The 26,021-nt window shown below is 61.6% G+C and carries 22 protein-coding genes and 1 pseudogene; 14 read left to right on the forward strand and 9 right to left on the reverse strand.

Features of this window, described 5'->3' with window-relative positions:
• The first annotated feature begins 38 nt into the window (after positions 1-38).
• From HHL24_RS18045 to HHL24_RS18055, 3 genes are all read left to right on the forward strand, one after another.
• Positions 39-1,340, forward strand: coding sequence for a CitMHS family transporter (locus HHL24_RS18045; RefSeq protein ID WP_169486790.1), 1,302 nt, complete (start codon positions 39-41; stop codon positions 1,338-1,340).
• A 104-nt stretch (positions 1,341-1,444) separates the two neighbouring features.
• Positions 1,445-2,611 carry an acyl-CoA dehydrogenase family protein gene (locus HHL24_RS18050; protein WP_169486791.1) on the forward strand — a complete coding sequence of 389 codons (1,167 nt, stop codon included), beginning with the start codon at positions 1,445-1,447 and terminating at the stop codon, positions 2,609-2,611.
• A gap of 94 nt (positions 2,612-2,705) precedes the next feature.
• The gene (locus HHL24_RS18055) at positions 2,706-3,458 is read left to right on the forward strand and encodes an IclR family transcriptional regulator (RefSeq protein WP_169486792.1); all 753 of its coding nucleotides are present in this window, start codon (positions 2,706-2,708) and stop codon (positions 3,456-3,458) included.
• 9 nt (positions 3,459-3,467) lie between these two features.
• Here HHL24_RS18055 and HHL24_RS18060 read toward each other — a convergent pair whose 3' ends face one another.
• Both HHL24_RS18060 and HHL24_RS44585 read right to left on the reverse strand, forming a co-directional pair.
• Positions 3,468-3,755 carry a helix-turn-helix domain-containing protein gene (locus tag HHL24_RS18060; RefSeq protein WP_169486793.1) on the reverse strand — a complete coding sequence of 96 codons (288 nt, stop codon included), beginning with the start codon at positions 3,753-3,755 and terminating at the stop codon, positions 3,468-3,470.
• A complete protein-coding gene (locus HHL24_RS44585; protein WP_169486794.1) occupies positions 3,742-3,921 on the reverse strand; it encodes a type II toxin-antitoxin system RelE/ParE family toxin in 180 nt (59 codons plus the stop codon). Before HHL24_RS44585 ends, HHL24_RS18060 begins: the two co-directional genes overlap by 14 nt.
• Before the next feature lie 749 nt (positions 3,922-4,670).
• Between HHL24_RS44585 and HHL24_RS18070 the strand changes: the two genes are divergently transcribed.
• The 3 genes and pseudogenes from HHL24_RS18070 to HHL24_RS18080 form a co-directional block, all read left to right on the forward strand.
• On the forward strand, positions 4,671-5,129 hold the full coding sequence (locus HHL24_RS18070) for a DUF2844 domain-containing protein (protein WP_169486795.1): 459 nt from the start codon (positions 4,671-4,673) through the stop codon (positions 5,127-5,129).
• Positions 5,130-5,139: 10 nt separating this feature from the next.
• Positions 5,140-6,408 (forward strand): DUF3443 domain-containing protein, encoded by a 1,269-nt coding sequence (locus HHL24_RS18075; protein ID WP_230417504.1) that lies wholly within the window; start codon positions 5,140-5,142, stop codon positions 6,406-6,408.
• Positions 6,409-6,986: 578 nt separating this feature from the next.
• Positions 6,987-7,130 (forward strand): annotated as a pseudogene (locus HHL24_RS18080) (alpha/beta fold hydrolase); the annotation flags it as partial.
• A gap of 80 nt (positions 7,131-7,210) precedes the next feature.
• Here HHL24_RS18080 and HHL24_RS18085 read toward each other — a convergent pair.
• Positions 7,211-7,750 (reverse strand): DUF2867 domain-containing protein, encoded by a 540-nt coding sequence (locus HHL24_RS18085; RefSeq protein WP_169486797.1) that lies wholly within the window; start codon positions 7,748-7,750, stop codon positions 7,211-7,213.
• Positions 7,751-8,169: 419 nt separating this feature from the next.
• Here HHL24_RS18085 and HHL24_RS18090 point away from each other — a divergent pair, with 419 nt between their 5' ends.
• Both HHL24_RS18090 and HHL24_RS18095 read left to right on the forward strand, forming a co-directional pair.
• The gene (locus tag HHL24_RS18090; RefSeq protein WP_169486798.1) at positions 8,170-9,012 is read left to right on the forward strand and encodes an NAD-dependent epimerase/dehydratase family protein; all 843 of its coding nucleotides are present in this window, start codon (positions 8,170-8,172) and stop codon (positions 9,010-9,012) included.
• Between the two features lie 29 nt (positions 9,013-9,041).
• Positions 9,042-10,334: an MFS transporter gene (locus HHL24_RS18095; protein ID WP_169486799.1), complete on the forward strand. Its 1,293-nt coding sequence runs from the start codon at positions 9,042-9,044 to the stop codon at positions 10,332-10,334.
• A 199-nt stretch (positions 10,335-10,533) separates the two neighbouring features.
• Here HHL24_RS18095 and HHL24_RS18100 read toward each other — a convergent pair whose 3' ends face one another.
• From HHL24_RS18100 to garL, 3 genes are all read right to left on the reverse strand, one after another.
• On the reverse strand, positions 10,534-12,732 hold the full coding sequence (locus HHL24_RS18100) for a glycoside hydrolase family 28 protein (protein ID WP_169486800.1): 2,199 nt from the start codon (positions 12,730-12,732) through the stop codon (positions 10,534-10,536).
• 273 nt (positions 12,733-13,005) lie between these two features.
• Positions 13,006-13,899, reverse strand: a complete 894-nt coding sequence (locus HHL24_RS18105; RefSeq protein ID WP_230417505.1) for a 2-hydroxy-3-oxopropionate reductase — start codon at positions 13,897-13,899, stop codon at positions 13,006-13,008.
• Positions 13,900-13,946: 47 nt separating this feature from the next.
• Entirely contained in the window at positions 13,947-14,732 is a 786-nt protein-coding gene (garL, locus tag HHL24_RS18110; protein WP_169486802.1) for a 2-dehydro-3-deoxyglucarate aldolase, read from the reverse strand.
• Positions 14,733-14,955: 223 nt separating this feature from the next.
• On the opposite strand from garL, the gene HHL24_RS18115 reads away from it, so the two are divergent.
• Complete coding sequence (locus HHL24_RS18115) at positions 14,956-16,539, forward strand: aldehyde dehydrogenase (NADP(+)) (RefSeq protein ID WP_169486803.1); 1,584 nt, start codon at positions 14,956-14,958, stop codon at positions 16,537-16,539.
• A gap of 137 nt (positions 16,540-16,676) precedes the next feature.
• Here HHL24_RS18115 and HHL24_RS18120 read toward each other — a convergent pair whose 3' ends face one another.
• The 3 genes from HHL24_RS18120 to kdgD form a co-directional block, all read right to left on the reverse strand.
• On the reverse strand, positions 16,677-17,420 hold the full coding sequence (locus HHL24_RS18120; RefSeq protein ID WP_154566057.1) for a FadR/GntR family transcriptional regulator: 744 nt from the start codon (positions 17,418-17,420) through the stop codon (positions 16,677-16,679).
• A gap of 198 nt (positions 17,421-17,618) precedes the next feature.
• A complete protein-coding gene (locus tag HHL24_RS18125) occupies positions 17,619-18,971 on the reverse strand; it encodes an MFS transporter (protein ID WP_169486804.1) in 1,353 nt (450 codons plus the stop codon).
• A 261-nt stretch (positions 18,972-19,232) separates the two neighbouring features.
• Positions 19,233-20,150 carry a 5-dehydro-4-deoxyglucarate dehydratase gene (gene kdgD, locus HHL24_RS18130; protein ID WP_169486805.1) on the reverse strand — a complete coding sequence of 306 codons (918 nt, stop codon included), beginning with the start codon at positions 20,148-20,150 and terminating at the stop codon, positions 19,233-19,235.
• A 215-nt stretch (positions 20,151-20,365) separates the two neighbouring features.
• On the opposite strand from kdgD, the gene garD reads away from it, so the two are divergent.
• From garD to HHL24_RS18155, 5 genes are all read left to right on the forward strand, one after another.
• On the forward strand, positions 20,366-21,955 hold the full coding sequence (gene garD, locus HHL24_RS18135) for a galactarate dehydratase (protein WP_169486806.1): 1,590 nt from the start codon (positions 20,366-20,368) through the stop codon (positions 21,953-21,955).
• Between the two features lie 46 nt (positions 21,956-22,001).
• Positions 22,002-22,844: an NAD-dependent epimerase/dehydratase family protein gene (locus tag HHL24_RS18140; protein WP_169486807.1), complete on the forward strand. Its 843-nt coding sequence runs from the start codon at positions 22,002-22,004 to the stop codon at positions 22,842-22,844.
• Positions 22,841-23,773, forward strand: a complete 933-nt coding sequence (locus HHL24_RS18145) for an SMP-30/gluconolactonase/LRE family protein (RefSeq protein ID WP_169486808.1) — start codon at positions 22,841-22,843, stop codon at positions 23,771-23,773. The genes HHL24_RS18140 and HHL24_RS18145 overlap by 4 nt, the downstream gene beginning before the upstream one ends.
• 631 nt (positions 23,774-24,404) lie before the next feature.
• A complete protein-coding gene (locus tag HHL24_RS18150; RefSeq protein ID WP_169486809.1) occupies positions 24,405-25,397 on the forward strand; it encodes a TRAP transporter substrate-binding protein in 993 nt (330 codons plus the stop codon).
• A 139-nt stretch (positions 25,398-25,536) separates the two neighbouring features.
• Entirely contained in the window at positions 25,537-26,016 is a 480-nt protein-coding gene (locus tag HHL24_RS18155; protein ID WP_169486810.1) for a TRAP transporter small permease, read from the forward strand.
• Positions 26,017-26,021 lie beyond the last annotated feature (5 nt).

Genomic DNA, 26,021 nt, shown 5'->3' on the forward strand with positions numbered 1-26,021 from the left:
CCCTTTGAGTGGACGTCCAGCACGCAAGGAGCCACACAATGCTCGCGCTGATCGGCACGGTTGCCATCGTCGCGCTGTTCGGGCTGATCATCACGAAGCGCCTGTCGCCGCTGGTCGCGCTGATCATCGTGCCGATCGTGGCGGCGCTCGTCGCCGGCTTCGGGTTGTCGACGGGCAAGTACATCGTGCACGGCGTGCAGAACATCGGGCCGGTAGCCGGCATGTTCGTGTTCGCCATTCTGTTCTTCGGCATCCTGACGGATGCGGGCATGCTCGATCCGATCATCAATGGCGTATTGCGCGTGGTCGGCTGCCATCCGACGCGCATTGTGATGGGTTCGGCGTTGCTCGCGCTGCTGATTCACCTCGACGGATCCGGCGCGGTTACCTTTCTTGTCACGTTGCCGGCGATGCTGCCTTTGTACACGCGCCTCGGCATCGACAAACGGATTCTCGCGTGTGTTGCGTCGATGGCGGCGGGTGTCAATTTTCTGCCGTGGGTGGGGCCGATGCTGCGGGCCTCGGCGGCCTTGCATATTCCCGGCACGGTGATTTTCTATCCGATGATTCCGGTGCAGATCGTCGGCCTGATTTTCGTGTTCGGCACCGCCTATGTGCTCGGCAAACGCGAAGAAAAGCGCCTCGGTCTCGATCGGGCGAGTGCAGCAACGGTCGCGGTCACGCCGCGCGAACTGACGCCCGAAGAACAGGCGCTGCGCCGTCCCGGCCGTTTCTGGATCAACCTCGCGTTGACGCTGATCGTGCTGGTCACGCTGGTGTCGGGCATCGTCGATCCGATGGTGATGTTCATGCTCGGCACGGTGGCCGCGTTGATTATCAACTATCCCGACGTCAAGCAGCAGCGCGAGCGTATCGACGCGCACGCCAAAGCCGCATTGATGATGGCGAGCGTGCTGCTGGCGGCGGGCGCGTTCACCGGCATCATGTCCGGCACCGGCATGCTCACGGCGATGGCGCAGGTGATGGTGCAGCACGTGCCGGTCGAGCACGCGCGCCATATGCCGTTCGTGCTCGGGCTCGTCTCGATGCCTTTGAGTCTGCTGTTTGATCCCGATTCGTTTTACTTCGGCATTCTGCCGGTGCTGGCCGAGAGCGGGAAGATTCTCGGTGTGCCGCCGGTGCAGATGGCGCAGGCCGCCTTGCTCGGTCAGATGACGACCGGTTTTCCGGTTAGCCCGCTCACGCCCGCGACGTTTCTGATCGTCGGCCTGACCGGCGTCGAACTTGCCGAGCACCAGAAGTTCACGATTCCCTTTCTGTTCGCCGCCACGATCATCATGGTGTTGACCGCGGTGCTGGTCGGCGTGTTTCCGCTTTGAGTGCGCTTTGACTGTGTTCGGATAAGCGCAGGTACTAAACAGTAACGACTCAGCAGTATTGACCCAGCAGTAACGACCCAGCAGTGATCACCCAGGACGTTGATATGAATTTCGATCTCACCGAAGACCAGCAATCGATCCAGGCCGCGATCGAAAAGCTCTGCGAAAAATACGACGACGAGTACTGGCTCGCTCGCGATCGCGACGGCGGTTTTCCGCACGACTTTCATCGCACGCTGGCCGATGCCGGCTGGCTCGGTATCGCGATGTCGCCGGAATATGGCGGCTCGGGTCTCGGTATGACCGAGGCCGCGCTCATGATGCGCACGATCAGTGGCTCGGGAGCGGGGTTGTCAGGAGCCTCCGCGGTGCATATGAACATCTTTGGGCTGAACCCTGTACAAGTGTTCGGCAACGAAGAACAGAAGCGCCGCTTTTTGCCGCCGCTGATCGAGGGCCGCGACAAAGCCTGCTTCGCGGTCACGGAACCGGACGCCGGGCTCGACACCACGCATCTGAAGACCCAGGCCGTGCGCGACGGCGACCACTACGTGCTGACCGGCCGCAAGATCTGGATCTCGACGGCCCAGGTCGCGAGCAAGATGCTGATCATCGCCCGTACCACGCCGCTCGAGCAGGCCGCCAAACCGACCGACGGTCTCACGCTGTTCTATACCGACCTCGACCGCGAGCGGGTGGAAGTGCGCGAGATCGAGAAGATGGGCCGCAAGGCGGTCGATTCGAACATGCTGTTCATCGACAATCTGCGCGTGCCCGTTGAAGATCGTATCGGCGACGAAGGCGCGGGCTTTCGCTATCTGCTGCACGGCCTGAACCCCGAGCGCATCCTGATTGCCGCCGAAGCCGTCGGTCTCGGTCAGGTCGCGTTGAAGCGCGCGACGCAGTACGCGAAGGAGCGCGTGGTGTTCGGCCGGCCGATCGGCCAGAACCAGGCGATCCAGCATCCACTCGCCCAAGCCTGGATGCAACTCGAAGCGGCCAACCTGATGGTGTTCAAAGCCGCCTCGCTCTACGATGCCGGCCAGCCCTGCGGCGCCGAAGCGAACGCGGCCAAGTACCTCGCTGCGGAAGCCGCATTCCAGTCATGCCAGACGGCGATCGCCACGCTCGGCGGGATGGGCTATGCGAAGGAATATCACGTCGAACGCTATCTGCGGGAGTGTATGATTCCGAGGCTCGCGCCCGTGAGCCCGCAGATGATCATGTGTTTCATCGCAGAGAAAGTGCTGGGCCTGCCGAAGTCGTACTGAGGCTTCGCTTTGCATGCTTTGTCAGTGAGCGGCGCGTCGTGCCTTGAGGTGTACAACGCAAGGCGGCCCTGAATCAGCGTTTCACCCCACCGCCATGGATGTCAAACTCGTTGCCCGCACGTTAGACCTGTTCGAATTGTTCGCCGCCGAGCAACGGCCGCTGCCGCTCACCGAACTCGCGCGTTTGCTGAACGTGCCGGTGTCGAGTTGTCTCGCGCTCGCTCGCACGCTCGTGAGCCGCGGCTATCTGTACGAGGTCAGAAAACGCGGCGGCTACTATCCGACGCGTCGTTTGCAGATGCTCGCGAGCGCCATCAATGCGGTCGATCCGATCGTGGAGATGGTGCATCCGCGGCTCGTCGAATTGCGCGACGCGAGCGGCGAGACGGCGGTGCTCGGCAAGATCCACGGTACCGCTGTGGTGTATCTCGATGTGGTCGAGTCGACCAAGGCGATTCGTTACACGCGCGCGCCCGGCGAGTTGCGGCCCTTGCACGCGAACTCGATCGGCAAGGCGATTTTCGGTGAGCTCGATGCCGCCGCGCAGCAGTCACTCGGCGCGCAATTGTCGTTCGAACACTTCACCGCTGCGACCGTTGCCGACTTGCCCGCGCTCGTCGCGCAAGCGGCGGCTGCAAAGGCTAACGGCTGGTGCGCCAATCTCGGCGAGAGCGCGCCGGAATTGTCGGCGATCGCGGTCGCTTTGACGATTGGCGGGGACCTGTACGGTCTTTCAGTCGTGGGCCCGACCGAGCGCATACAGAAAGATCAGAAGGCGCATGCCGTCGAATTAATGCGCGTGAAACGGGCGATCGAAGCGCAAGAACAGCAGGAGCCGCAGGAGTAGCGGCGCCGGCTACGCGATCGAGATAAACAGTTGCTTGCCACACGCGGCCGCGTATCGGCGCAACGTGTCGACAGAAGGCGAGTGCTGCCCCGAAGCCAGTGCTCGTTCCAGCCGGGTGATGGCCGGTGCTTTCGTGCCCATGCGCTCGGCGACTTGCGCCTGCGTCAAGCCGGCTTCGCGGCGCGCGGCGAGCATCTGATCGAGCAGCGCGAATTCTTCGCGGTTCAGCCGCTCGTATTCGGCGCGTACTTCGGGATCGGCGAGCGCCCGTTCGCGCATTGCCTTATGGGTTGCCATTTCTGATCTCCAGCAGTCTTTTGCGCGCCACGTCCAGTTCGTTACGCGGCGTGTGTTGCGACTTCTTCACGAAGCTGTGAAGCATGACGATTTTCCGTTCCACGTTCGTGATAACAAATATGTTATTTGTGCGCAAGCAGACCACCTTGCAGTTTGCTGATGTCATTCAGCAAACTGCCAAGGCATTGCCCGGCACGGAATCGAACGACGGAAAGAGGGCGAAGGCAGGACCGCGATGAGCGGTTACGACGGCGTTGGCGCAACTAGCTGTTCGGTTGGATTGAGTCGTGCGGAACGCGATATCCTGGGCCGTGTCGCGTGACCAGCATAGAAAATCCCGCCTGCTTTCCGTTTCACTACCTGCGCGCTGATGACAATGCGGCCCACATTCCGTCTCAATGTTGAGACAGGTTTTGCGGCACTTCGATTCTTGTTCGTTGACGTCTGGCTGCACCTGAATATTCGATAGGAACCCCCGCTCTGGCCTTATGCGCGCTGGACGCGTGGGGTGGCTTGGACGTGACCGCTTAGATACGAAATGAGCATTTCCAACTAAGGTCAAGCCTCTGACATGTAACGGTAGCGAAACATTACGGCGCCTGTCTGGCACTCGTCGACCGCACTGGAACAACGCCGCTTGTCGCGTGGCAAGCATTTGCGTCCTCATGGCACGGTCATTGCTGGATGAGCGTTACAAGCGAATGTGTTGCGGCCCGCATCAAGCCTGAAACAAGCCACGGAAGCGATACCAAAACCTCGCACGCGTGATTATGGAGAGGCCAATGCGTTTTCGACGCAAGCGGCGGGGCCATCGAAAAACAAATCCATAAAAGTCGGACGAATATTTCGCATTACATATTAAATGGAGCTGATGAGGGCGGCCCGTCAGGGTGTTTTCATCTGGAGGGGAGGCTCATGAGAGCGATATATCGTATCGGCATTGCTCGTGCAACGCTCGTGGTGACTTGTGCGCTGTCTTTACCCGCACACGCCGCCCTTGGCGAAAAAGTCAGCAGCGTAGGCAGCGATCAGCTTCGCATGTGTGCCACGGCACACGGCGCCACATCGCAGATCGCGTACACGGTGCATCTGATTACGCTGCCGTCAGGCACCGTGGTGCGCGAGTATGTCGCGGCGAACGGAATCGTGTTCGGCGTCGCGTGGGAAGGCCCGACCTTGCCGAACCTGAAGGCTGCGCTGGGCGAGGCTTTCGATCAATATGTCGCGGCCACCGCGACGCGCCGGGCGACCCCGCTTGCCGTCTCGAACGATGCGCTGGTGGTGTTCTCGGGCGGCCATTTACGTGCGTTCGCGGGTTACGCATATCTGCCTCAAGCGCTCCCCGCTGGCGTCGATGCGAGCGTCATTCAATAGCGGAGCTATCATGCGCGCTGCGGGTTTGCTCCTTAATTCAGATTGGCTTTTAAAGCTGATCGCCGCTACATTGCTTGCAGTGTTGGTGGTCGGATGCGGCGGCGGCGGGAGCAGCAGTTCATCCGGCACGTCGGCACCCGCGCAATCGCTCACGAATATATCTCCCGCGCCCCAAGCGCTAGCCTCTAACGCAGCCGCGGTGACCGTCGATTTCGGCGTAGTCGGTGTGCCGAATATACCCTTCGTCAGCGTCACGCTGTGCGTGCCGGGCACGACGGAGTGTCAAACCATTGATCACGTGCAAGTCGACACCGGCTCCTCGGGGCTACGGGTGTTCGCCGCCCAATTGCCCGTGTCTTTGGCACTGCCGCAGGAGCAGGATGGCGCGGGCAATCCGCTTGCAGAATGCATGCAGTTTTTCGACGGTTATACATGGGGCTCGGTGCGGCTTGCCGACGTGCAGATATCCGGTGAAAAAGCCGCGTCGCTGCCGATTCAGGTGATCGATCAGGACTACAGCGCAACGCCGTCGGACTGCAGCAGTGTCGGCGCGTCGCGGAACACCCCTACAAGTCTGGCGGCCAACGGAGTACTCGGCATTGGCGTGTTCAAGCGCGATTGCGGTCCGGCCTGCGTGCAGAATGCAGTGCCGGCGACCTACTACAGTTGCGTCGGGACCAGTTGCACATCGATCGCTGTCGCCGAAAGCGTGCAGGTTGCCAATCCGATTCCCTACTTCGCGACCGATAACAACGGTTCGATTTTGCGCTTGCCAGCCGCGTCGTCAAGCGGCGAAGCCTCGCTCAGTGGGCAACTGGTGTTTGGCATTGGCACGCAGAGCAATAACGGCTTGGGCAGTGCACAGGTGATCGGAGTCAGTCCGTCCACCGGCACGTTCAGCACAGTGCAAAATGGCACGACCTACTCGAGGAGCATCATGGACAGCGGCTCGACCGGGCTCTTCTTTCAAACCAGTGCGCTACCTATCTGCGCAACGCCAAACAACTCGTTTTACTGCCCTGCATCGACGCAGCAGTTGAGCGCAATGATTGAAGGCGTGAATGGTGCGATCAGTGCTGTCTCATTTTCTGTCGGCAATGCTGCGGAACTCAGGCTGAATGATGCCGGCGATTCGGTGATGCCGCTGCTTGCCGGTCCGGCATTCGCCACCTCGACACTCTTCGTCTGGGGCATGCCATTTTTCTACGGGCGTAACATCTATGCTGCCGTCGAGCAACAATCGACGCCTGGAGGAAAGGGGCCATATATCGCGTACTGAGATACGCCGTGTTCGTCGGCCATCAGTCAGGCGGCCACTGCTATATGCCTGGAGCTGGTAAGTATGGTTCAGCGTTCGAAGTACACCCGCGTCCGACGGGCGCCAGGCATTCGTACCATCGCGATGGTCCACAAAGCGTTCAACTGTTTGCCGGTTTCCCGGGGCGGCTAAATTTGTCTGCGAGCCGCATCAGGACTGGATCTGGTGATCTGTATTGACAGATCGGTTAAGGTCCGGATTTATGGATGTTACGGATGGCTAGCGAAGCAGGGGGATGACATCCTCCTCGATCGAGTCGTCTGCGCGGCACAATTGATCTGCCGGCGAAAACCCTGCGTGTTGCGCTCCTGATCGCTGCGATGAATACGATCATCGTCAGAAGCTGAGGCCATACCCTGCGTGGCAGGGCACTGCTGATTGCTTTCAGATCGCCAGGTTGTTCGCTTACTAGCCGTTGTCGTCGCAAGCATCACCGTGACACCTGGACCGGTCCTCACATGGCAGTCCAGCTGACGCTTATGTTCACGGGCGTCTTCTCCATCGCTTCACTTTACCGCCCCATCTCCAGCAACTTGACAGTGCCGATCGACTCGGCAGGCCGCAAGACGGCGAAGATCGTGAAGAACGCCACGCTGAAGGTCTACCCGGGCGGGCAGCACGGCATGTGCACCGTCGAGGCGGACAAGGTGAATGCCGATCTGCTGGAATTTATCAGCGCGTAATACGCTGACGCGGCGAGTGCGGCCGCGTACGGCGATTGCCTTGCGTCAGCCGCACCCGTGCCTGCCTGCGACGGCGCCGGTCAAGCCGTCGGCCAGCCGATGCGCGCCGCCCGGCTCAAGGATGAGCGAACCACCAGCCGGTGGAACGGTGCAATGGCGAAGATATAGAAACGACCAAGCCCATTGTGGCAATGCACGACGGTGGACAGGATCAAATAGCGCGCGCTGCCCTCGTGCGTAGCGCGCGTTTGCTGCAACACCGAGAGCCGGAAGTCGAGATGGCTGTCGTTCTCGCCGAGGATGATCTCGCGCGCGCTGCGCGTGTAGATTCTGAAGATGTCGACTCGTTCCCTGGCGTCGCGCGAACCTGCCGCGCGCAACTGCTTCGCCGTCTTGATTCCGAAGCGGACGACCAGCGCATCGCGCAGGCTCAAGAGTTTCGCAACCCATCCCGCCTGGTGTGCGAACAGAAAGCGCGCGAGTAATTCGGGATCGTCAATGGCGTCGTCCGGCAAGCGGACGGCGTACGCGTCTGCGAGGTCCGGGGCATCGTACAGGCGGGCCACGCCGGATTCGGCCGGCACAGCGACGGAAAGCACGGAACGGGTGGTGTCTGGCATGGGAAGCCGCTGAGCCGAAAATGGATCGTGGTGGGAAGGGCGACGTCGCCGCGAGCGCGCCGCAGTTCGATGTTGCGCATGCGCGTCAAGTCTACGCGCGTCCGACAACGCGCGCTCGAGCGTCGGTGCCCATCGAGTCAACCGGACGTATGCGCTGGATGGTCCATGACTCGGCGTTAATTTGCATCATTTGTTATACGACGTCATATAAATAAGGCGGGCCGTACGTGATTGTTTATTAAAGATAAATTGCCATGCAATGAAGCCCACTACGGGTAAGTGCCTGGTTGAAATTGACCTCGGGATCGCAGATAGTACGTTATCGTACAACTACGGGGCCATTCTCGGCCCGATGCCGCCACGGCTCAACTGCTTGCCGTCCCCGGCTCTAATCGCGCGCGACGCTGTAAAGGAACCTTATGAAGAAGATTGCCCTGAGTGGGGCCGGCGGCCAGCTCGGCTCAGTAGTACGCGCGGCGTTGGTCGCGCGCGGGATCCCCTTGCGGTCGGCTGCGGGCTCGAGAGCCTTGGTGCCACTGGTGGAAGGCGAGGATGTGATGCATGGCGACTTGCGCGATCCCGCCGTCGTGGATCGCCTGCTGGCGGGTGTCGACGTGCTGATTCACTTCGCCGGCACGAGCGTGGAGCGCCCGCTGCCGGAAATCATCGACAACAACCTGCGCGCGCTGGTCGAGGTGTACGAAGGTGCGCGCCGGCAAGGCGTTCGGCGCGTGGTGTTTGCCAGCTCGAACCATGCGATCGGCATGTATCCCGTCACCGAACATCTCAATCTCGACTGTGCGCTGCGCCCGGACGGTTTCTACGGCCTGAGCAAGGTGTGGGGCGAAGCACTCGCGCGCATGTATTGGGACAAGCACGGTATCGAGAGTATTTGCGTGCGCATCGGCAGTTGTCTCGAACGGCCGACCGAGCAGCGGCACCTGAGCACCTGGTTCGGTCATCGCGACCTGATGCATTTCCTCGATCGCTGTGTCGAGGCAGAGGACGTCGGGTTCATCACCGTATGGGGCGTCTCGGCCAACAAACGTAGCTGGTGGGACAACAGCGACGCCGAGCGCTTGGGTTATCGACCGACGCAGGATGCCGAGGTCTACGCCGAGGAAATACTGGCGCGGCCGAACCCGCTCGATGCCTTGGGTCAGCGTTACCAGGGCGGCAGCTTCGTCGGCATCGACTACTCGCGCGACGAAAATGTGAGTAAGGACAGCGCGAACAAAGGCAGCGCGGGCCAGCCCGTCTGATTAGTTAAGGAATACGAGGAGACGCAGTCATGAAAATCAAGGGCATCCGCTGGTGGATGGTCAGCCTGGTCGCGGCCGGGCTCATCATCAATTACCTCGCGCGCAATACGTTGTCGGTGGCGGCGCCGACGCTGATGAAGGACCTCAACATCACGACCGCGCAGTATTCGCACGTCGTGGTGGCGTGGCAGCTTTGCTATGCCTTCATGCAGCCGGTCGCGGGCTACGTGCTCGACACCGTCGGCACCAAGATCGGCTTTGCCGCGTTCGCGCTGGCCTGGTCGCTGGCCTGTGCCGCGGCGGCATGGTCGACGGGCTGGCGCAGTCTGGCGTTCTTCCGCGGCGTGCTCGGTATCGCCGAAGCGGCGGGCATCCCGGCCGGCGTCAAGGCGACGAGCGAGTGGTTCCCGGCCAAGGAGCGTTCCGTTGCGATCGGCTGGTTCAATATCGGCTCGTCCGTCGGCGCGTTGCTGGCGCCGCCGTTGGTCGTTTGGGCGCTGTTGCACGGTCAATGGCAGTGGGCTTTTCTGATCGTCGGCGTGGCGGGGATTGTCTGGAGTGCGCTGTGGATTTTGCTTTACAAGCACCCGCAGAAACAGAAGCTGTTGAGCGACGCTGAGCGCGATTACATCCTCAGTGGGCAGGAGGCGAAGCACAGCGAAGCCGGCGCGGTCAAACGCAGTTGGGCCTCCATGCTCGGCAGCCGCGACTTCTGGGCAATCGGTATTCCGCGGATTCTTTCCGAGCCGGCCTGGCAGACTTTCAACGCGTGGATTCCGCTGTACATGATGACCGAGCGGCACATGAACCTGAAGGAAGTCGCGCTGTACGCGTGGATGCCTTTTCTGGCTGCGGATATCGGCTGCGTGCTCGGCGGCTACCTCAGCCCGCTGTTTCATAAGTACGCGAAAGTCTCGCTGTTCACGTCGCGCAAGATGGTCTTTGTTGTCGGCGCGCTCTGCATGATCGGGCCGGCCTGCGTCGGGCTGGTGGCGAGTCCTTATGCAGCGGTTGCGCTGCTGTGCGTCGGCGGCTTTGCCCACCAGACCCTGTCGGGTGCGCTGTATGCGATCACCTCCGACATGTTCGGCAAGAACGAAGTTGCCACCGCCACGGGCATGGGCGGCATGGCGGGCTATCTGGGCGCGGCGGCGTTCACGGCGCTGTTCGGCGTGCTGGTCACGCAGATCGGATACAGCCCGTTGTTTGTGGTGCTGGCGGTGTTCGACATCATCGCGGCTGCCGTGGTGTGTCTGCTGGCCCGAAGCGGCGACAGGACAATCGACCCGCGCTGGGTGGCAGCGAGTGCTGCGGCCAAGTAAGTAACGGTTAGGCTTGGGGCCGCGAATCGCGCCGGGTAGTGAACGAGTAGTGAAAATGGCGGCGCCCGAGGGCGCCGCCATTTGTTTTATCTCCCGCTTAGCGCTGATCGACCACCGTCGTGTTGTAAGTCGTCGAACGGCCGGCATAAGACGTCACGCAAGGTCTCCGGCATGGTGCACGCCGGAGACCGCTTGTCCGTCAGCCTACCAGCGAGCTGTTATACGTGACGCCACCGATCACTACGTTGCTGAGCGTGATGGATTTCACGTTGTTCACGAAGACCGGCCCCGGCGTGGTTGTCGTTGCCGGCCCCGTGCAGATCGGCGTCCCAAGGTTGCAGTTCGAGATCGTCACGCCGGTAATCGGCGGCACCGCAGGTACAGGCAGCGGGCCGTTGTAGTCCGCAGCCACCGGACCCTGCGCGACGATCGCCTGGAAGCACGAACCCGACGTCGCGGAGAAACCCGATGTCAGCGTATAGCTCACCGCACCCGACGTGTTGGTCGCGTTCACGTTCGTGATGTTGACGTTGTTGATCGTCGCCGGGTTCCAGCGCACCGCATCGCCCGAGGGGCTGTAATCGCAGTCGAACGTGATCAGGCCGCCCTGGCCGGTAGACGGGTTAGCCGTGAGACCGACCGTGCCCGTACCGGGGACCGAACCCGGATAGCTCGAGCCCAGCGCGCCGCCGCCGTATTTGCCCGTCAGGTTCACGCCGTTGGGCAACGTCACGCCATTGATCCATACGTTGTTGATGAATCCGCCACGGTTCATGTTGGTTTTGAAGCGAAGCGCGATGTTCAGCGGATTGGTCGCCCAATTCGCATTCTCCATCGTCAGATTGCGCGCGTAGACGTTTTCCACGCCCGCGCTCATTTCGCTGCCGATCGTGAGGCCGCCGTGGCCGCTCTGCATCGTGCAGTTCTGGACCACGATGTTCTGCATTGGGCCGTACTGCGTGTCGAGACACTTGCCGGACTTGATGGCGATGCAGTCGTCGCCGGTATTGAACTGAACGTTCTGCACCAGCACGTAATTGCACGCATCCGGATCGAAGCCGTCGTTGTTCGGGCCGATGCTGTCCGCAAACACACCGTCGATCACGACGTTCGTGCAATCGGTGGGATGATGCTGCCAGAACGGCGTGTTCTGCGTGTGGTAGTTCTGAAGCAGCACGTTGTTGCAGCCGATGAACTCGATCATGCACGGCCGCAGAAAGTGGCCCATGCCGAAGACGCGCTGCAGGACCGGCACGCCGAGCTCCGACAGCGCGGGCAGATAGTTCTGATCCTGATTCCAGCCCGAAGCCGTGAGCAGTTTCAGCAGCGTCGTCGTGGTGCCATCCTGATTCGTGAACGACACGTTGGCCTGCGGATTCGTAATCTGGGCAGCAGGCAGACTCGTCAAGGCGATGTTGCCCGGGTAGGATGCGCCGTTTGCCGAGTAGGTGGTGGCGCCGGTGTTGGCGTCAGCTTGCGAAACCGGCGCTCCGCCCGTAGCCGGTTTCACGTAACCGTACTCGCCAGTCGAGCCCTTGAATGTCCACCAACACGACGTGGGCGGCTGGGTGCTCAACTGCATTGGCGTCATCGCCTGACCGTTCAGAACGCAGGTGTTGTCGTCGGCGGTCAGCGCGATGTTGTTCTGCTGGTACGCATAGATCGGCGCGCCGAAGTTCAGACAGTCGTTTGCCTGCCAGCGCGACCAGTACAGATTGCCGTTCGCCGTCGTCGGATACGGACCGTTCTTCGCGTAGTCCGCCGGGTTCGGGCTGAAATAGATGGTGCAACCGGAGCTCAAATGAAAATTTACGTTGCTCAGGAGCACGATCGGGCCGCCGCAATACCAATTGCCGGCAGGCACCACGACGCGACCGCCGCCCGCCGCATGCGCGGCCTGGATCGCGGCATTGAATGCGGAGCACGAATCATACGTCGTGTCCGTCATATCCCACGGCACCATCACGTTCGAGCCGGGGCTTTGCGGCGACGCAGCGGCCTGCGAGCCCGTCACCCATGGAATCGCGCCACCGGGCCAAGCGCTCGCCTGGATCAAGGCGGACGCCAGCAGCGTCCGCGCGCCGTAGCTCGTCACCTGAAAATCAGTAGCCGGGAAAGTCGACGTGGTGATGCCCGCAAGCTTGTTGATGATTGCCGTTGCCTGGCCGGTCGGCCCCCAGATCGGGTCCGCAGCCGCGGTTGGCGTAGTCGATGCAGGCGGCGTGGAGTTTAAAGAGCCGCTGCTGCCGCCACAGGCGGACAGGCCGCCCAGCAGGGTGGCGCCCGCGGACGTTCCCGCGAGCACGATAAACGCTCTGCGTTTTGGTGAATTCGGTTCGTTCTGGCCGGTGACTCTCGATGTTGCCTGCTTGCCGTTGTTTTTATCCTGGGTTGCCACGGATGTCTCCTTGCCCTCTGCGGGCGTTGTGAGTGATCGTCAATGCCTGATGGAACGCGGTTCTTCAAGTCCGTCAACTGAATAAGCGGCGGACATCGAAACGGATTCTCTAGTCGTAAGTCATCCTTAATACTTGTAATAAAAATCCAGGAATGAGCATAAAACTGTTGTCGTTCAGACTGGCCCGCTCAGGCCGTGAATGCGCGGATGCGCCGCTCCCTCTTCTCTATCTGCGTAGAGCGGGTAACGGCGCCTGGAGTCGGGTCTGCGGGTTTAGGCGGTCTGCTGGCCGATTTCGTGATTGGCGAGTATTTCGAGTGCGCGCACCATGGCGGAGTGATCCCACGCCTTGCCGCCATGCGCCACGCAGGCGTTGAAGAGCTGCAGGCAGGTGGCCGTATTCGGCAAGGAGACGCCGAGCGCCTGGGCCGTGGAGAGCGCGAGATTCAGATCCTTCTGGTGGAGCTCGATGCGGAAGCCCGGATCGAAGGCGCGCTTCGTCATCCGTTCACCGTGCACTTCGAGAATGCGAGAGGACGCAAAGCCGCCCATCAGTGCTTCGCGCACGCGCGCCGGATCGACGCCGGCTTTGGAGGCGAGCAGCAACGCTTCGCCGACGGCCTCGATCGTCGCGGCGACGATCACCTGGTTGGCCACCTTGCACACCTGGCCCGCGCCGACGGCACCGATCAGCGTGACGTTCTTGCCCATCATGTCGAAGAGCGGCTTGACGCTTTCGAAGGTCGCTGTTTCGCCGCCCACCATGATGGTCAGCGAGCCGGCCTTGGCGCCGACCTCGCCACCTGAAACCGGTGCATCCAGATAGTCCGCGCCGTGCTCGCGCACGCGGGCCGCGAACTCGCGCGTGGCCATCGGCGAAATCGAGCTCATGTCGACCACGGTTTGTCCCGGGCGCAAGGCGTCGGCGAGTCCCTGTTCGCCAAACAGCACGCGTTCGACGTCCGGCGTGTCCGGCACCATGACGAAGATCACGTCGGCATGTGCAGCTACGGCGGCCGGGCTGTCACACGCGACGGCGCCCGCCTGGATGAGGTCGTCGGGCACACCGCTGCGCGTAAACGCAGCAAGGGCCACGCCGTTCTTGAGAAGGTTGGCGGCCATGGGCTTGCCCATGATGCCGAGTCCGATAAAGCCTGCTTTTTGCATGGAATTCTCCGTGGATGTCATAGCGGCCGTCGTTACTTCCGATCCGCTTATTTCTGCATGAAGTGTTTTTGAACCGTTTGTGCGGCGGCTTTCAGCAGCCCCATATCCGCACAGACCGCGACGACGCGGCAGCCCATCGAGATATAGCGCTCCGCATCGGCCTGGACTGGCGCGAGGATGCCGCTCGGCTTGCCCGCGGCCTGTGCGCGCTCGAAGACGCGAAGAATCGCCTGTTGCACGTCGGGATGGTTCGGATTGCCGAGGTGGCCGTAGGCGGCCGCGAGATCGGACGGTCCGACGAAAACGGCATCGACGCCGTCCACGGCGAGAATCTCGTCAATGTTGTCGACGGCCGTGCGGCTTTCGATCTGAACGATGACGCAGACGTTGTCGTTGGCGATGTCGAAGTAGTCCGGCACGGTCGCATAGCGATTGCCTCGATGGCTCACCGACACGCCGCGGATGCCCTGCGGCGGGTAGCGCGTCGCGGCGACAGCGCGGGCGGCGTCGTCGGCGCTCTCGACAAACGGGATCAGAAAATTCGAGAAACCGCTATCCAGGAGCCGCTTGATGAACACACTGTCATTGGCGGGCGGGCGCACCACCGGCGCGCTCGGGCTGTCCTTGAGCGCCATCAACTGGGGGATCAGCGTCAGAACGTCGTTCGGTGCGTGTTCCGCATCGAGCAGCATCCAGTCGAAGCCGACGATGCCGAGCAATTCCGTGACGATCGGGCTGGCGAGGGAAGCCCAGCACCCGATCAGGGTTTCGCCGCCGCAGACGGCGCGGCGAAAGCTATTGGGCAAGGGCTGGTAAGGCGTGGCGGCTGTCATGGGGATGTCTCCTGGAACTGCAATTGACCGGACAAGCTTCGACGCTTCCCAAACCGAACGTTATAGGTCGTCGTACATCTTGGTTAAGATTAGCATCGGCCCGCCTGCTTGTAACTGCCACGTAAACCCGAATTCCTCGCGGAGTAAGGGTTTCGGGTTGCACGTAGGCCACTCAATGTTGTAGGATGACCTATATCTGAGATGTCCATTCTAGGAAAGCGAAATGTCTATTACCGGCGAAATGCTGATTGGTCGCAAAGCGGTGCGCGGCGAGGAAAAACCCTTGCGCGCGTTCAATCCCACCACGGGAGCCGACATCGCCGAGCCGGTGTTCGGCAGCGGCTCGGTGGAGAATGTCGAGTCGGCCTGCGAACTCGCGCAGAGAGCGTTCGACCCGTACCGGCATCTGCCGCTCGCGGTGCGTGCCGAGTTTCTTGAGCGTATCGCAGATGGCATCACGGCGCTCGGCGACGCGCTGATCCAGCGCGCGCACGAAGAGTCGGGCCTGCCGAAGGCGCGTCTCGAAGGCGAGCGCGGCCGGACGACTGGCCAGCTCAAACTGTTCGCGCAAGTCGTACGCGCCGGCCAATGGCTCGCCGCCACGCTCGATTCGCCGTTGCCCGAGCGCAAGCCTTTGCCGCGCTCCGATCTGCGCATGCAAAAGATTCCGCTCGGACCGGTCGCGGTGTTCGGCGCCAGCAACTTCCCGCTCGCGTTTTCGGTGGCGGGCGGCGATACCGCTGCGGCGCTCGCGGCGGGCTGTCCGGTGGTGGTGAAGGCCCATCGCGCACACCTGGGCACCTCGGAGATGGTCGGCCGTGTGATTCAACAGGTCGCGCAGGACATGGACTTGCCTGAAGGCGTGTTTTCGATGATCGTCGGCGCCGGCAATTCCGTCGGTGAAGCGCTGGTCGCGCATCCGGCGATCAAGGCAGTGGGCTTCACGGGTTCGCGCGCTGGCGGCACGTCGCTGATGCGTGTCGCGGCCGCCCGGGCCGAGCCGATTCCGGTCTACGCGGAAATGAGCAGCATCAACCCGGTGTTCCTCCTATCCAATGCGCTGTCGCAACGCGGTGAGACCATCGCGCGTGGCTTCGTCGATTCGCTGGTGCTCGGCGCAGGGCAGTTCTGTACCAACCCGGGGCTCGCGATCGCCGTCGATAGCGACGCACTCAAAGGCTTCGTTGCAACGGCGTCCGAGGCGCTCGGCGGTAAGCCGGCCCAGACCATGCTCACTGCCGGCATTCACGCGGCCTATGAAGAGGGCGAAGGCAAGCTGGCGGCCACCCGGGGTGTCGAAACGGTTGCGCAAGGCGTTGACGCGACGGGCCCCACGCAAGCGCGCGCGGCTTTGTTCGTAACTGACGCGCTGACCTTCCTGTCCACGCCGGCACTGGAGGACGAGGTTTTCGGGCCGGCGTCGACTATCGTGCGTTGCAAGGACGAGCAGGAAATGCTCGCAGTTGCCGAGCACTTTGCCGGTCAGTTGACCGCCACGGTGCAAATGGATAGCGCTGATCTGGCGGCGGCGAAGAAGCTGGTGCCGATTCTCGAGCGCAAGGCTGGCCGGATTCTGATCAACGGTTTCCCGACGGGCGTCGAGGTTTCACACGCGATGGTGCACGGCGGTCCGTTCCCGGCCACCTCCGATAGCCGGGCGACGTCAGTGGGGACGACGTCGATCGAGCGCTTCCTGCGTCCGGTGTGCTATCAGGACTTCCCGGCGGATCTGCTGCCGGCGTCGCTGGCTGACGACAATCCGCTGGACCTGTGGCGCCGTCGCGATGGCGAGATCACGCGCAGCTAAGCGATGCATGAGTGGCGCATGAGCGGCACATGAGCGGCGCCTAGGTAGGCGCCGCGTAAGACGAAAAAATGGCCGGGATATCCCGGCCATTTTTTCGCGTCCAGCGTGACGAATCAGCGGTCGTTCAGCGCAAAGAATCAGCTATTCGCTTCAGCCGTTTCGTTGGCGCGCCGCAGCCGCTCACGGCTATTGGACAGATGCATACGCATCGCCGCGCGCGCGCCTTCGGCGTCGTGCCGCGTGATCGCCTCGAGAATACTTTCGTGCTCCAGATTGACGAGCGACAGATACGCGTCGGGCTCGGCACGCGCGATTCCCGCCGAGTCGAGCCGGTTGCGCGGGATCAGCGCGCTGCCCATTTGCGTGAGGATGTCGACGAAATACCGGTTGCCGGTTGCACGTGCCACGGAGATATGGAACTGCAGGTCGGCATCGACGCTATCCAGCCCGTTGTGGCGGGTGGCCTCGATCGCATCGAGCGCGGCGCGCATGCGCGCGAGGTCGTCCGGCTTGGCCCGCTGAGCGGCGAGGCCGGCGCATTCCGTTTCGAGGCTGATGCGCAGTTCCAGGATCGACAACACGTCGCGCAAGGTGGTGGCGGGCACCATGTCGATGCCCAGCTTTTCGCGCTGCGGTTCCAGCACAAAACTGCCGATGCCGTGGCGCGTCTCGATGATCTTGCCCGCCTGCAAGCGTGAAATTGCTTCGCGGATGACGGTGCGGCTCACGCTTAACGTGACCATCAGTTGCGATTCGGTCGGCAGTTTGTCGCCGGGCTTCAAGGCGTTAGACGCAATTTGCTCGGTGACGTAGCTGACGACAAACTCGGCAAGATTGCGCGCGCGTCGTGGCGGTGCCGCGGATGCCAGTGGTGTAGCCATCGAAAACGCCCCTTGAATCAGATAGTTGCAGATACTTCCTGCGATCCATTATACCGTCGTCTGACGACTGATTATATAAACGCCGGATCATTTTCGGTATCGACGTCGGATTCGGTGTCGATGCCCGGTTTCAGGCGCCAGGCGGGCAAGCCGCTTTGTTTTGCCGGCGCCCAGAGAAGTACGATAACAGCCTGACTGCTAGCCTTGGCGCAGTTCGACCCGTTTAATGTCTTTCACGATCACGAGGTAGCTGAACACCGTCAGCAAGGCATTCAGGCCGACGAAAACCAGCGCGCCGTTGAACGACCCGGTCTTCGCGACGAGGTAGCCGATCACGATGGGCGTCACGATGCCGGCGACGTTGCCGAACATATTGAAGATAGCCCCCGACAGACCAAGGGCCTCCTTCGGCGACGTATCCGCTACCACGGCCCAACCCAGCGCCCCGATGCCTTTGCCGAAGAACGCGAGCGACATGAGCGCGACGACGATCCAGTCGGTCGAAACGTAGTTGCAGCCGATGATGCACACCGACAGCAGCATGCCGCCGACAATCGGCACCTTGCGCGCGATGGTGAGCGAATGTCCGCGCCGGATCAGTCCGTCGGACAGGATGCCGCCGAGCACGCCACCGGAGAATCCGCAAATCGCGGGCAGCGACGCCACCAGGCCCGCTTGCAGAATCGTCATGCCGCGCGCCTGCACGAGGTAGATCGGAAACCACGTCAGGAAGAAGTAGGTCAGCACGTTGATGCAGTACTGGGCGAGATAGACGCCGAGCAGCATGCGGTTGGTCAGCAGTTGACGTACCAGCGACCAGCCGCCGGCACTGGCGATGTCCGCAGTCCGGACTGCTTTCTTGTGCCCGTTCACCACGCCGCCGCCCTGTTCGATGTAGTCGAGTTCGGCGCGCGAGACACGTGGGTGGTCGGCGGGGTTCTTCATCACCTTCAGCCAGGTGAGGGCGAGCAACAATCCGGTCGCGCCCATGACGAGATAGACCGTGTGCCAGCCGAACGCATGGGTCAGCCATGCCATCAGCGGCGTGAAAATCACCGCCGCGAAGTATTGCGCTGAATTGAAAATAGCGGAGGCGGTGCCGCGTTCGTTCGTGGGAAACCAGCTGGCCACGACCTTGGCATTGGCCGGAAACGCCGGCGATTCCGCCGCGCCCATTGCGAAGCGCAGCACGAACAGCGCGGTGATGGCGGCGGCTGCGCTGCCCAGCAGGCCGATCGAGCTTTGCAGCAACGTAAACAGTGACCACAGAAAAATGCTTGCCGCGTAGACGCGCCGCGCGCCGAAACGGTCGAGCAGCCACCCGGCCGGCAGTTGCGACAGAACATAGGCCCAGCTGAACGCGGAGAAGATGTAACCCATCTTGATCGCATCGAGGCCGAACTCGGCGCGCATCGCGGATCCGGTTACCGAGAGCGTGGCGCGGTCCGCGTAATTGAATGTCGTGATCAGAAAGATCAACAGCAGAATCGTGTAGCGGACTTTGGTTCGTTTCGCAGCGTGGGCGGGGCTCGCCGTGCGGCTCATTTCCATGCTTGTCTCCTGAATCTTTTGCAAGGGAGTGAACTCCCATGGGTCGTGCCGCAATCGGCCGGCCGCCGCGGTCACGGCCCGTCAGGCTGGCGCTTCGTCGTGGGGGCGCCGCGCGGCTACGCCGTAGCGAGTGAGGCCAAAAGCGCTGTCAAAACCACAGTAAAAAAGCGCCCGGCGACGTTGCCGTCCCGGGCGCTCTTTGCGGTGCCGTGTGCGCGAGCCAGGTTCGGCCAGGTTCGCACGGCGTGGCGCCTGACTGCGTTACTGCGCGCCGAGCTTCCTGATCAGCACGTCGAGTTGCGCCATTTCTTCTTCGGTCAGATCGGTCAGCGGTGCGCGCACCGGACCTGCGCTGTGACCAACCAGCTTCGCGCCGGCCTTCACGATGCTGACCGCGTAGCCCTGGCGGCGGTTACGGATCGCCAGATACGGCAGGAAGAATTCGTCGATCAGCTTGCCGACGGTAGCGTGGTCGTCCGCGGCAATCGCGCGGTAGAAATCCATCGCGGTCTTCGGGATGAAGTTGAACACGGCCGACGAGTAGACCGGCACGCCCAGCGCCTTGTAGGCCGCGGCGTAGACTTCAGCGGTCGGCAGGCCGCCGAGGTACGAGAAGCGGTCGCCGAGGCGGCGGCGGATCGACACCATGTTTTCGATCTCGCCCACGCCGTCCTTGAAGCCGATCAGGTTGGGGCAGCGCTCGGCCAGCCCTTCGAGCATGTCGGCGTTAAGCTTGGAGTTCGCGCGGTTGTAGATGATCACGCCCATGTTCGGCACCGACTTGCAGACTTCTTCTGCGTGCGCCGCGATGCCTTCCTGGCAGGCTTCGGTCAGGTAGTGCGGCATCAACAGAATGCCGTTCGCGCCGTGACGTTCGGCTTCCTGGGCATACGCGATCGCCACGCGGGTCGGGCCGCCAGCGCCGGCGAGGATCGGCACCTTGCCTTTGCAGACTTCAGTTGCCGTGCGCACGACGTTCGAGTAGTCGTTATGCGTGAGCGAGAAGAACTCGCCCGTGCCGCCGGCGACGAACAATGCCGAAGCACCGTAAGGAGCGAGCCATTCGAGGCGCTCGGCATAGGTATCGGCGCGGAAATCGCCTTGTTCGTCGAAGTCGGTAACGGGGAAGGACAGAAGGCCTTCGGAAACGATCTGCTTGAGTTCCTGCGGTGTCGTCATGATGAGTATCCAGGGCGTCGAATAGGGTCGGTATGTAGAAATAGAGATTTCTTATACGTCATCGTACAACAACAAATCGACTAACTCAACGGTGTTTTCACGGCATAATGCACGCCATAGGGTAAATACGGAACATCCACGCAATCTTCCATGTTGTAGGATGACGTATGAATGGTTGCTGCAGCAGGCGTGAAACCGCCATAAGGATCGATGCAATGGAACAAACCCCGCTCTACATTCGCGTTCACCCCAATGACAATGTCGCGATCGTCGTCAATGACGGCGGTCTGGGTGAGGGCGCCGTATTTCCCGATGGTCTTGCGCTGCGCGAGCGTGTTCCGCAAGGGCACAAAGTCGCGCTGGCCGATCTCGCGGAAGGCGACGAGGTCATTCGCTATAACGTGGTGATCGGTTACGCGCTCAAGGCTTTGCCGAAGGGCAGCTGGATCAACGAACACGTGATTCGCATGCCGAGTCCGCCCGGACTGGAAGATCTGCCGATCGCCACCATCAAGGCGCCGGAGATGCCGCCGCTGGAGGGCTTCACGTTCGAGGGCTATCGCAATGCCGACGGCTCGGTCGGCTCGCGCAACATTCTGGCGATCACCACCACGGTGCAGTGCGTCGCCGACGTGGTTCAGCACGCGGTCACGCGCATCAAGGCTGAACTGCTGCCGCACTACCCGAACGTCGACGATGTAGTGAGCCTCGGGCACACCTATGGTTGCGGCGTCGCGATCGACGCGCCGGACGCGATGGTGCCAATCCGCACCGTGCGCAACATCAGCCTGAATCCGAACTTCGGCGGCGAAGTGATGATGGTCAGCCTCGGTTGCGAGAAGCTGCAGCCTGAACGGCTGATGCCGCCGGGCACGATTCCGATTGCCGCTGCCGCGAATGTCGCCGAAGTGGCCGACATCGGCGACGTCGAAGCCGATCTGAACGGCGACGTGGTGGTGCTTCAGGACGAAGCGCACGTCGGCTTCCAGTCGATGATCGAGTCGATCATGAGAATGGCCGACGGTCATTTGAAGCGGCTAAACAATCGCCGCCGCGAGACCTGCCCGGCCTCCGATCTGGTGATCGGCGTGCAATGCGGCGGCAGCGATGCATTTTCCGGGTTGACCGCGAATCCCGCCGTGGGCTTTGCCACCGATTTGCTGGTGCGCGCGGGTGCAACGGTGATGTTCTCCGAGGTGACCGAAGTGCGCGACGGGGTCGATCAACTGACGGCGCGAGCGGCCAATGCGGACGTGGCTGCCGCGATCATCCGCGAGATGCAGTGGTACGACGATTATCTGAAGCGCGGCGGCGCGGACCGCAGTGCCAATACCACGCCGGGCAACAAGAAGGGCGGCTTGTCGAACATCGTTGAAAAGGCGATGGGTTCGATCATCAAGTCGGGCAACTCGGCCATCTCCGGCGTGTTGTCGCCCGGTGAAAAGGTCAACCAGAAGGGCTTGATTTACGCCGCAACGCCGGCAAGCGATTTCATCTGCGGCACGCTGCAGGTCGCAGCGGGCATCAACCTGCATGTCTTCACGACTGGCCGCGGCACGCCGTATAGCCTCGCGGAAGTGCCCGTCATCAAGGTCGCGACGCGCTCCGATCTCGCGCGCCGTTGGCATGATCTGATGGATATCAACGCCGGTACCATTGCAACCGGTGCCGCGACGATCGAAGACGTGGGTTGGGAACTGTTCCGCCTGATGCTCGACGTCGCAAGCGGACGTAAAGAGACCTGCGCGGAGAAGCTCAAACTCCACAATGCGTTGACGCTGTTCAATCCGGCGCCGGTGACCTGATCGGTGACCGGATAGTACCGGTAGCAATCACGACAAAGACTGAGATATGACTGACTCGAACCTTGACCGCCCGGCGGCGCAGAAACCTTTCCGCCGTCTTCTGCTCACCGGCGCTGCCGGCAACCTCGGCCAGCAGTTGCGCGGTGCGCTGGCCGCGTGGGCCGATGTGGTGCGCGTCACAGATATCGCGCCGCTGGGCGACGTGGCGGCGCATGAAGAGGCATCGATTGTCGACCTCGCGGATGAAGCCGCCGTTCACGCGCTGCTCGAAGGCGTGGATGCGGTCGTTCATCTTGGCGGCATTTCCGTCGAGGCGCCGGTCGAAGATCTGCTCGAAGCGAATATCCGCGGCCTGTACAACCTCTATTCGGCCGCGCAGAAGCAGGGCGTGAAGCGCATCGTGTATGCGAGTTCGAATCATGCGGTGGGTTTTCATCCAACGACATCGGTGGTCGATATCGACGCGCCACTGCGTCCCGACAGCCTGTATGGCGTGACGAAGTGCTTCGGCGAATCGCTGTCGCGCTATTACTTCGATCGCTTCGGTCTCGAGACGGTGTGCCTGCGGATCGGCTCGTCGTTCGAGCAGCCGAAGAATCCGCGCATGCTCGTTACCTATCTGAGCTTTCGCGACTTTATCGAACTGGTGCGCTGCTCGCTGTTCACCAACCGGGTCGGGCACGCGATCGTTTATGGCGTCTCGGATAACCGGACCAAGTGGGTGGATAACACCAAGGCGGCGTTCCTCGGCTTCCGTCCGCAGGACAGTTCGGTCGAGTTCGAGCATCTTTTTCCGGTCACGGCGCCCACCGCCGAGCTCGACGATCCGACGCAGCATTTCCAGGGCGGCCCGTTCGTGCTGGCCGGTCCGATGGAGCCGAAGCGATGAGCGGCATGGGGAACCCGCGGGTGGAGCGTGTCGAGGCGGCAGGGCAAGCGCCCGCGTCGGTCGGCGAGAGCCCGGTGTGGCGTGCCGCGGAACAGGCGCTCTACTGGGTGGATATTCCGGCGCAAAAGATCGTGCGGCTGCGGCTCGATTCAGGAGAGCGCGCCGAGTGGCAACTGCCGGAGAAGGTGGCGTGCATCGCCTTCGATCATCGCGGCATGGTGCTGGCGGGCTGTGAGACGGGGCTCTTTGCGCTCACGCTGACTGAAGGCGCGCCCCGCGACGGCGAACCGGTGAAGGTGACGGGCAGAAAGCTCGCCGCGCCGCTCTTCGCGTTCGACGATATGCGCTTCAACGACGGCCGTTGCGATCGGCAAGGGCGCTTCTGGTCCGGCACCATGGTGCAGGACATGGCGGCGGCGAATCCGGCGGGCGCGCTCTATCGCTTCGACGAACGCGGCGTGCTGTCGGAGCCGGTCGTCGATGCGTTGATCACGCAAAACGGTCTGGCGTGGTCGCCCGATGGGACCACGATGTATCTGTCGGACTCGCATCCGCTGCGCCGGCAAATCTGGGCATTCGACTACGACATCGAAGCGGGCGAGCCGCGCAATCGGCGCGTATTCGCCGATTTGCATCACTATGCCGGCCGGCCGGACGGCGCCGCAGTGGATGCGGATGGCTGCTACTGGATCTGCGCGAACGACGCAGGCCTGCTGCTTCGCTTTACACCGCAAGGCAAGCTCGATCAGCAGATTGCCGTGCCGGCCGTGAAGCCGGCGATGTGCGCGTTCGGTGGCAGCAATCTGGATACGCTGTTCGTGACGTCGATTCGTCCCGCAACTGGCGCGAGCGAACACGATGGCCATCTCTTTGCCGTTCGCCCCGGCGTAAGCGGGCTGCCCGAGCCGGAATACGCGGGCGAACTCTGAAAAGGCGCTGTGCATGAAACTGGCGTCGGAGTATTAGTACGTCGACGCCCAACAGTTGTAGCTTTTTATTCATCACTCGTCGTACAACATAGTGGCAAAAAAGCCACTTTCGGGTCATCTCCCTCTCTACCAAAAAGATAAATCCACGAGGTGCGGATTTCGCTCGCTTTCCCTTCTGGCATGGTTTTTAGCCACGATGTCAGCCCGGAAACTCTTACGTCCAATCCGCTGTCCTGCGGGTAAATACCGGCTGTACAACTCAAACCGTGTTTTATAGACTTTATATGTCGTCGTACAACGTATGAGCCCAAACAAATTGCTTTCGAGATAGCTTTGGGCCGCTGTACAAAGAGGGCAGTGTTCTCTGCGCGTGTGACCAACTCGCGCGGGGTTCATGCCGATGCAGTCGAAGTAAAGAAGTCGAGTTGTCTGACAGGAGTGCTGAGCATCTGTGCCGGGGACGTCAAACAGGCCAGCACGGCAAATCGCGCGCTACCCGGGAAGGGCAGCGCGTGTGGAGCCGGGAGACGCATCAAAACCATGTCGCATCCGATAGCGGCCCTCCGATAGCGGCCCTCCGATAGCGGCCCTCCGCAATCGATCGGATGATCTAATTTCAAGGAATGTCACGATGAACAAGAAGTTTGCCTCTTCCCGTGTTTCGATGATTGTCGCGGCCTCCGTGCTGGCGTTCAGCACCGTGTCGGCACACGCTCGCGTGTTCCGTGTGTCGGACGTGCATGGCGACACCTATCCGACCAATATGGCCGTGAAGTACATGGGTGAAGAAATCAGCAAGGCAACCGGTGGCAAGGATTCCGTGAAGGTCTTCGGCAACAGCGCGCTGGGTTCCGAAAACGACACGATCGATCAGGTGCGCATCGGCGCACTGGACATGGCGCGTGCAAACGGCGCTGCGTTCAACGAGATCGTCCCTGAATCGATGATTCCGTCGCTGCCGTTCCTGTTTCGCGACATCGACCATTTCCGCAAAGTGATGTACGGCCCGGAAGGCCAGAAGATTCTCGACGCCTTCAAGGCGAAGGGCATGATCGCGCTGACGTTCTATGAGAGCGGCGCGCGTTCGATGTACGCGAAGAAGGCTATCCATTCGCCCGCCGACATGAAGGGCCTCAAGGTGCGCGTGCAGCCGTCGGATCTGATGGTCGACGAAATCAAGGCGATGGGCGGCACGCCGACGCCGATGCCGTTCGCCGAAGTCTATACGGGCCTGAAGACGGGGCTGGTGGATGGCGCAGAAAACAACCTGCCGTCGTACGAAGAGACCAAGCACTTCGAAGTTGCGCAGGTCTATTCCGAAACCCAGCATTCAATGACGCCGGAAGTGCTGGTGTTCTCCAAGAAGGTCTGGGACACGCTGACGCCGCAGGAACAGGACATCATCAAGAAGGCTGCGGCTGACTCGGTGCCTTACTACGAGAAGCTGTGGACCGCGCGCGAAAACGACGCGGCCAAGACGGTCACCAAGGGCGGCGCGACGATCGTCACCGCCTCGCAGATCGACCGTCCTGCTTTCGTGAAGGCGATGCAGCCGGTCTGGGCGAAGTATGAAAAGACCCCGCAAATGAAGCAGCTCGTCGACGAAATCCAGGCAGTCAAATAAGTTCGGAAGTAACGCAGTGGCGAAAGGCCGTGCAGCAAGCGCTGCAGGCCCTTCGCGCCGCGCGGTTTCCTGAGCGGGTGGTAGTTAGCAGGATCCCTGAAGATTAAATATAAGTCCGCCGTATGCAAGGATGGGGTCAATGAGATTCATGAAACGCCCAAATGATTTTCTCTTCCGCGTGCTGGTTGTCGTGGCGTCGGCGAGTCTTGCCGCGCTGTGCCTGTTGGTGATCTACAGCGTTGTGATGCGCTATGTCTTCAGCGATGCGCCGGATTTCGTCGAGCCCATTGCCCTCTTGCTGGTGATTGTGATCGCCATGTTTGGCGCCGCGCTCAAGGTTCGTGAGGGCGGCCATATCGGGCTTGATTCGCTCGTCAAGAAATTGCCGCCGAAAGGTCAAGTGGTCGCGCACGCGTTCCAGCATCTCTGCCTGATCGTGTTGGCCGTGGCGATTTTCTTCGGCTGCTGGCAGATGGCAGAGACGACCATGGACGACAAGATCCCGATTCTGGGTCTTCCGGAAGCGCTTCGCTACGTTATTCCGATCGTTGCCAGTGCCTGCATCGGTTTGTTCTCATTCGAGAACCTGCTGGGGCTTTTCGCACAGAAACAAAAATAGAAGAA

This window comes from Paraburkholderia polaris, from assembly GCF_012927345.1.
GTDB classification, from domain to species: domain Bacteria; phylum Pseudomonadota; class Gammaproteobacteria; order Burkholderiales; family Burkholderiaceae; genus Paraburkholderia; species Paraburkholderia polaris.

Bases quoted from the DNA above. Each gene is read 5' to 3' on its own strand.
- HHL24_RS18045 (WP_169486790.1), top strand. From the start codon at position 39: ATGCTCGCGCTGATCGGCACGGTTGCCATCGTCGCGCTGTTCGGGCTG.
- HHL24_RS18050 (WP_169486791.1), top strand. From the start codon at position 1,445: ATGAATTTCGATCTCACCGAAGACCAGCAATCGATCCAGGCCGCGATC.
- HHL24_RS18055 (WP_169486792.1), top strand. From the start codon at position 2,706: ATGGATGTCAAACTCGTTGCCCGCACGTTAGACCTGTTCGAATTGTTC.
- HHL24_RS18060 (WP_169486793.1), bottom strand. From the start codon at position 3,755: ATGGCAACCCATAAGGCAATGCGCGAACGGGCGCTCGCCGATCCCGAA.
- HHL24_RS44585 (WP_169486794.1), bottom strand. From the start codon at position 3,921: ATGACATCAGCAAACTGCAAGGTGGTCTGCTTGCGCACAAATAACATA.
- HHL24_RS18070 (WP_169486795.1), top strand. From the start codon at position 4,671: ATGAGAGCGATATATCGTATCGGCATTGCTCGTGCAACGCTCGTGGTG.
- HHL24_RS18075 (WP_230417504.1), top strand. From the start codon at position 5,140: ATGCGCGCTGCGGGTTTGCTCCTTAATTCAGATTGGCTTTTAAAGCTG.
- HHL24_RS18085 (WP_169486797.1), bottom strand. From the start codon at position 7,750: ATGCCAGACACCACCCGTTCCGTGCTTTCCGTCGCTGTGCCGGCCGAA.
- HHL24_RS18090 (WP_169486798.1), top strand. From the start codon at position 8,170: ATGAAGAAGATTGCCCTGAGTGGGGCCGGCGGCCAGCTCGGCTCAGTA.
- HHL24_RS18095 (WP_169486799.1), top strand. From the start codon at position 9,042: ATGAAAATCAAGGGCATCCGCTGGTGGATGGTCAGCCTGGTCGCGGCC.
- HHL24_RS18105 (WP_230417505.1), bottom strand. From the start codon at position 13,899: ATGCAAAAAGCAGGCTTTATCGGACTCGGCATCATGGGCAAGCCCATG.
- garL (WP_169486802.1), bottom strand. From the start codon at position 14,732: ATGACAGCCGCCACGCCTTACCAGCCCTTGCCCAATAGCTTTCGCCGC.
- HHL24_RS18115 (WP_169486803.1), top strand. From the start codon at position 14,956: ATGTCTATTACCGGCGAAATGCTGATTGGTCGCAAAGCGGTGCGCGGC.
- HHL24_RS18120 (WP_154566057.1), bottom strand. From the start codon at position 17,420: ATGGCTACACCACTGGCATCCGCGGCACCGCCACGACGCGCGCGCAAT.
- HHL24_RS18125 (WP_169486804.1), bottom strand. From the start codon at position 18,971: ATGGAAATGAGCCGCACGGCGAGCCCCGCCCACGCTGCGAAACGAACC.
- kdgD (WP_169486805.1), bottom strand. From the start codon at position 20,150: ATGACGACACCGCAGGAACTCAAGCAGATCGTTTCCGAAGGCCTTCTG.
- garD (WP_169486806.1), top strand. From the start codon at position 20,366: ATGGAACAAACCCCGCTCTACATTCGCGTTCACCCCAATGACAATGTC.
- HHL24_RS18140 (WP_169486807.1), top strand. From the start codon at position 22,002: ATGACTGACTCGAACCTTGACCGCCCGGCGGCGCAGAAACCTTTCCGC.
- HHL24_RS18145 (WP_169486808.1), top strand. From the start codon at position 22,841: ATGAGCGGCATGGGGAACCCGCGGGTGGAGCGTGTCGAGGCGGCAGGG.
- HHL24_RS18150 (WP_169486809.1), top strand. From the start codon at position 24,405: ATGAACAAGAAGTTTGCCTCTTCCCGTGTTTCGATGATTGTCGCGGCC.
- HHL24_RS18155 (WP_169486810.1), top strand. From the start codon at position 25,537: ATGAGATTCATGAAACGCCCAAATGATTTTCTCTTCCGCGTGCTGGTT.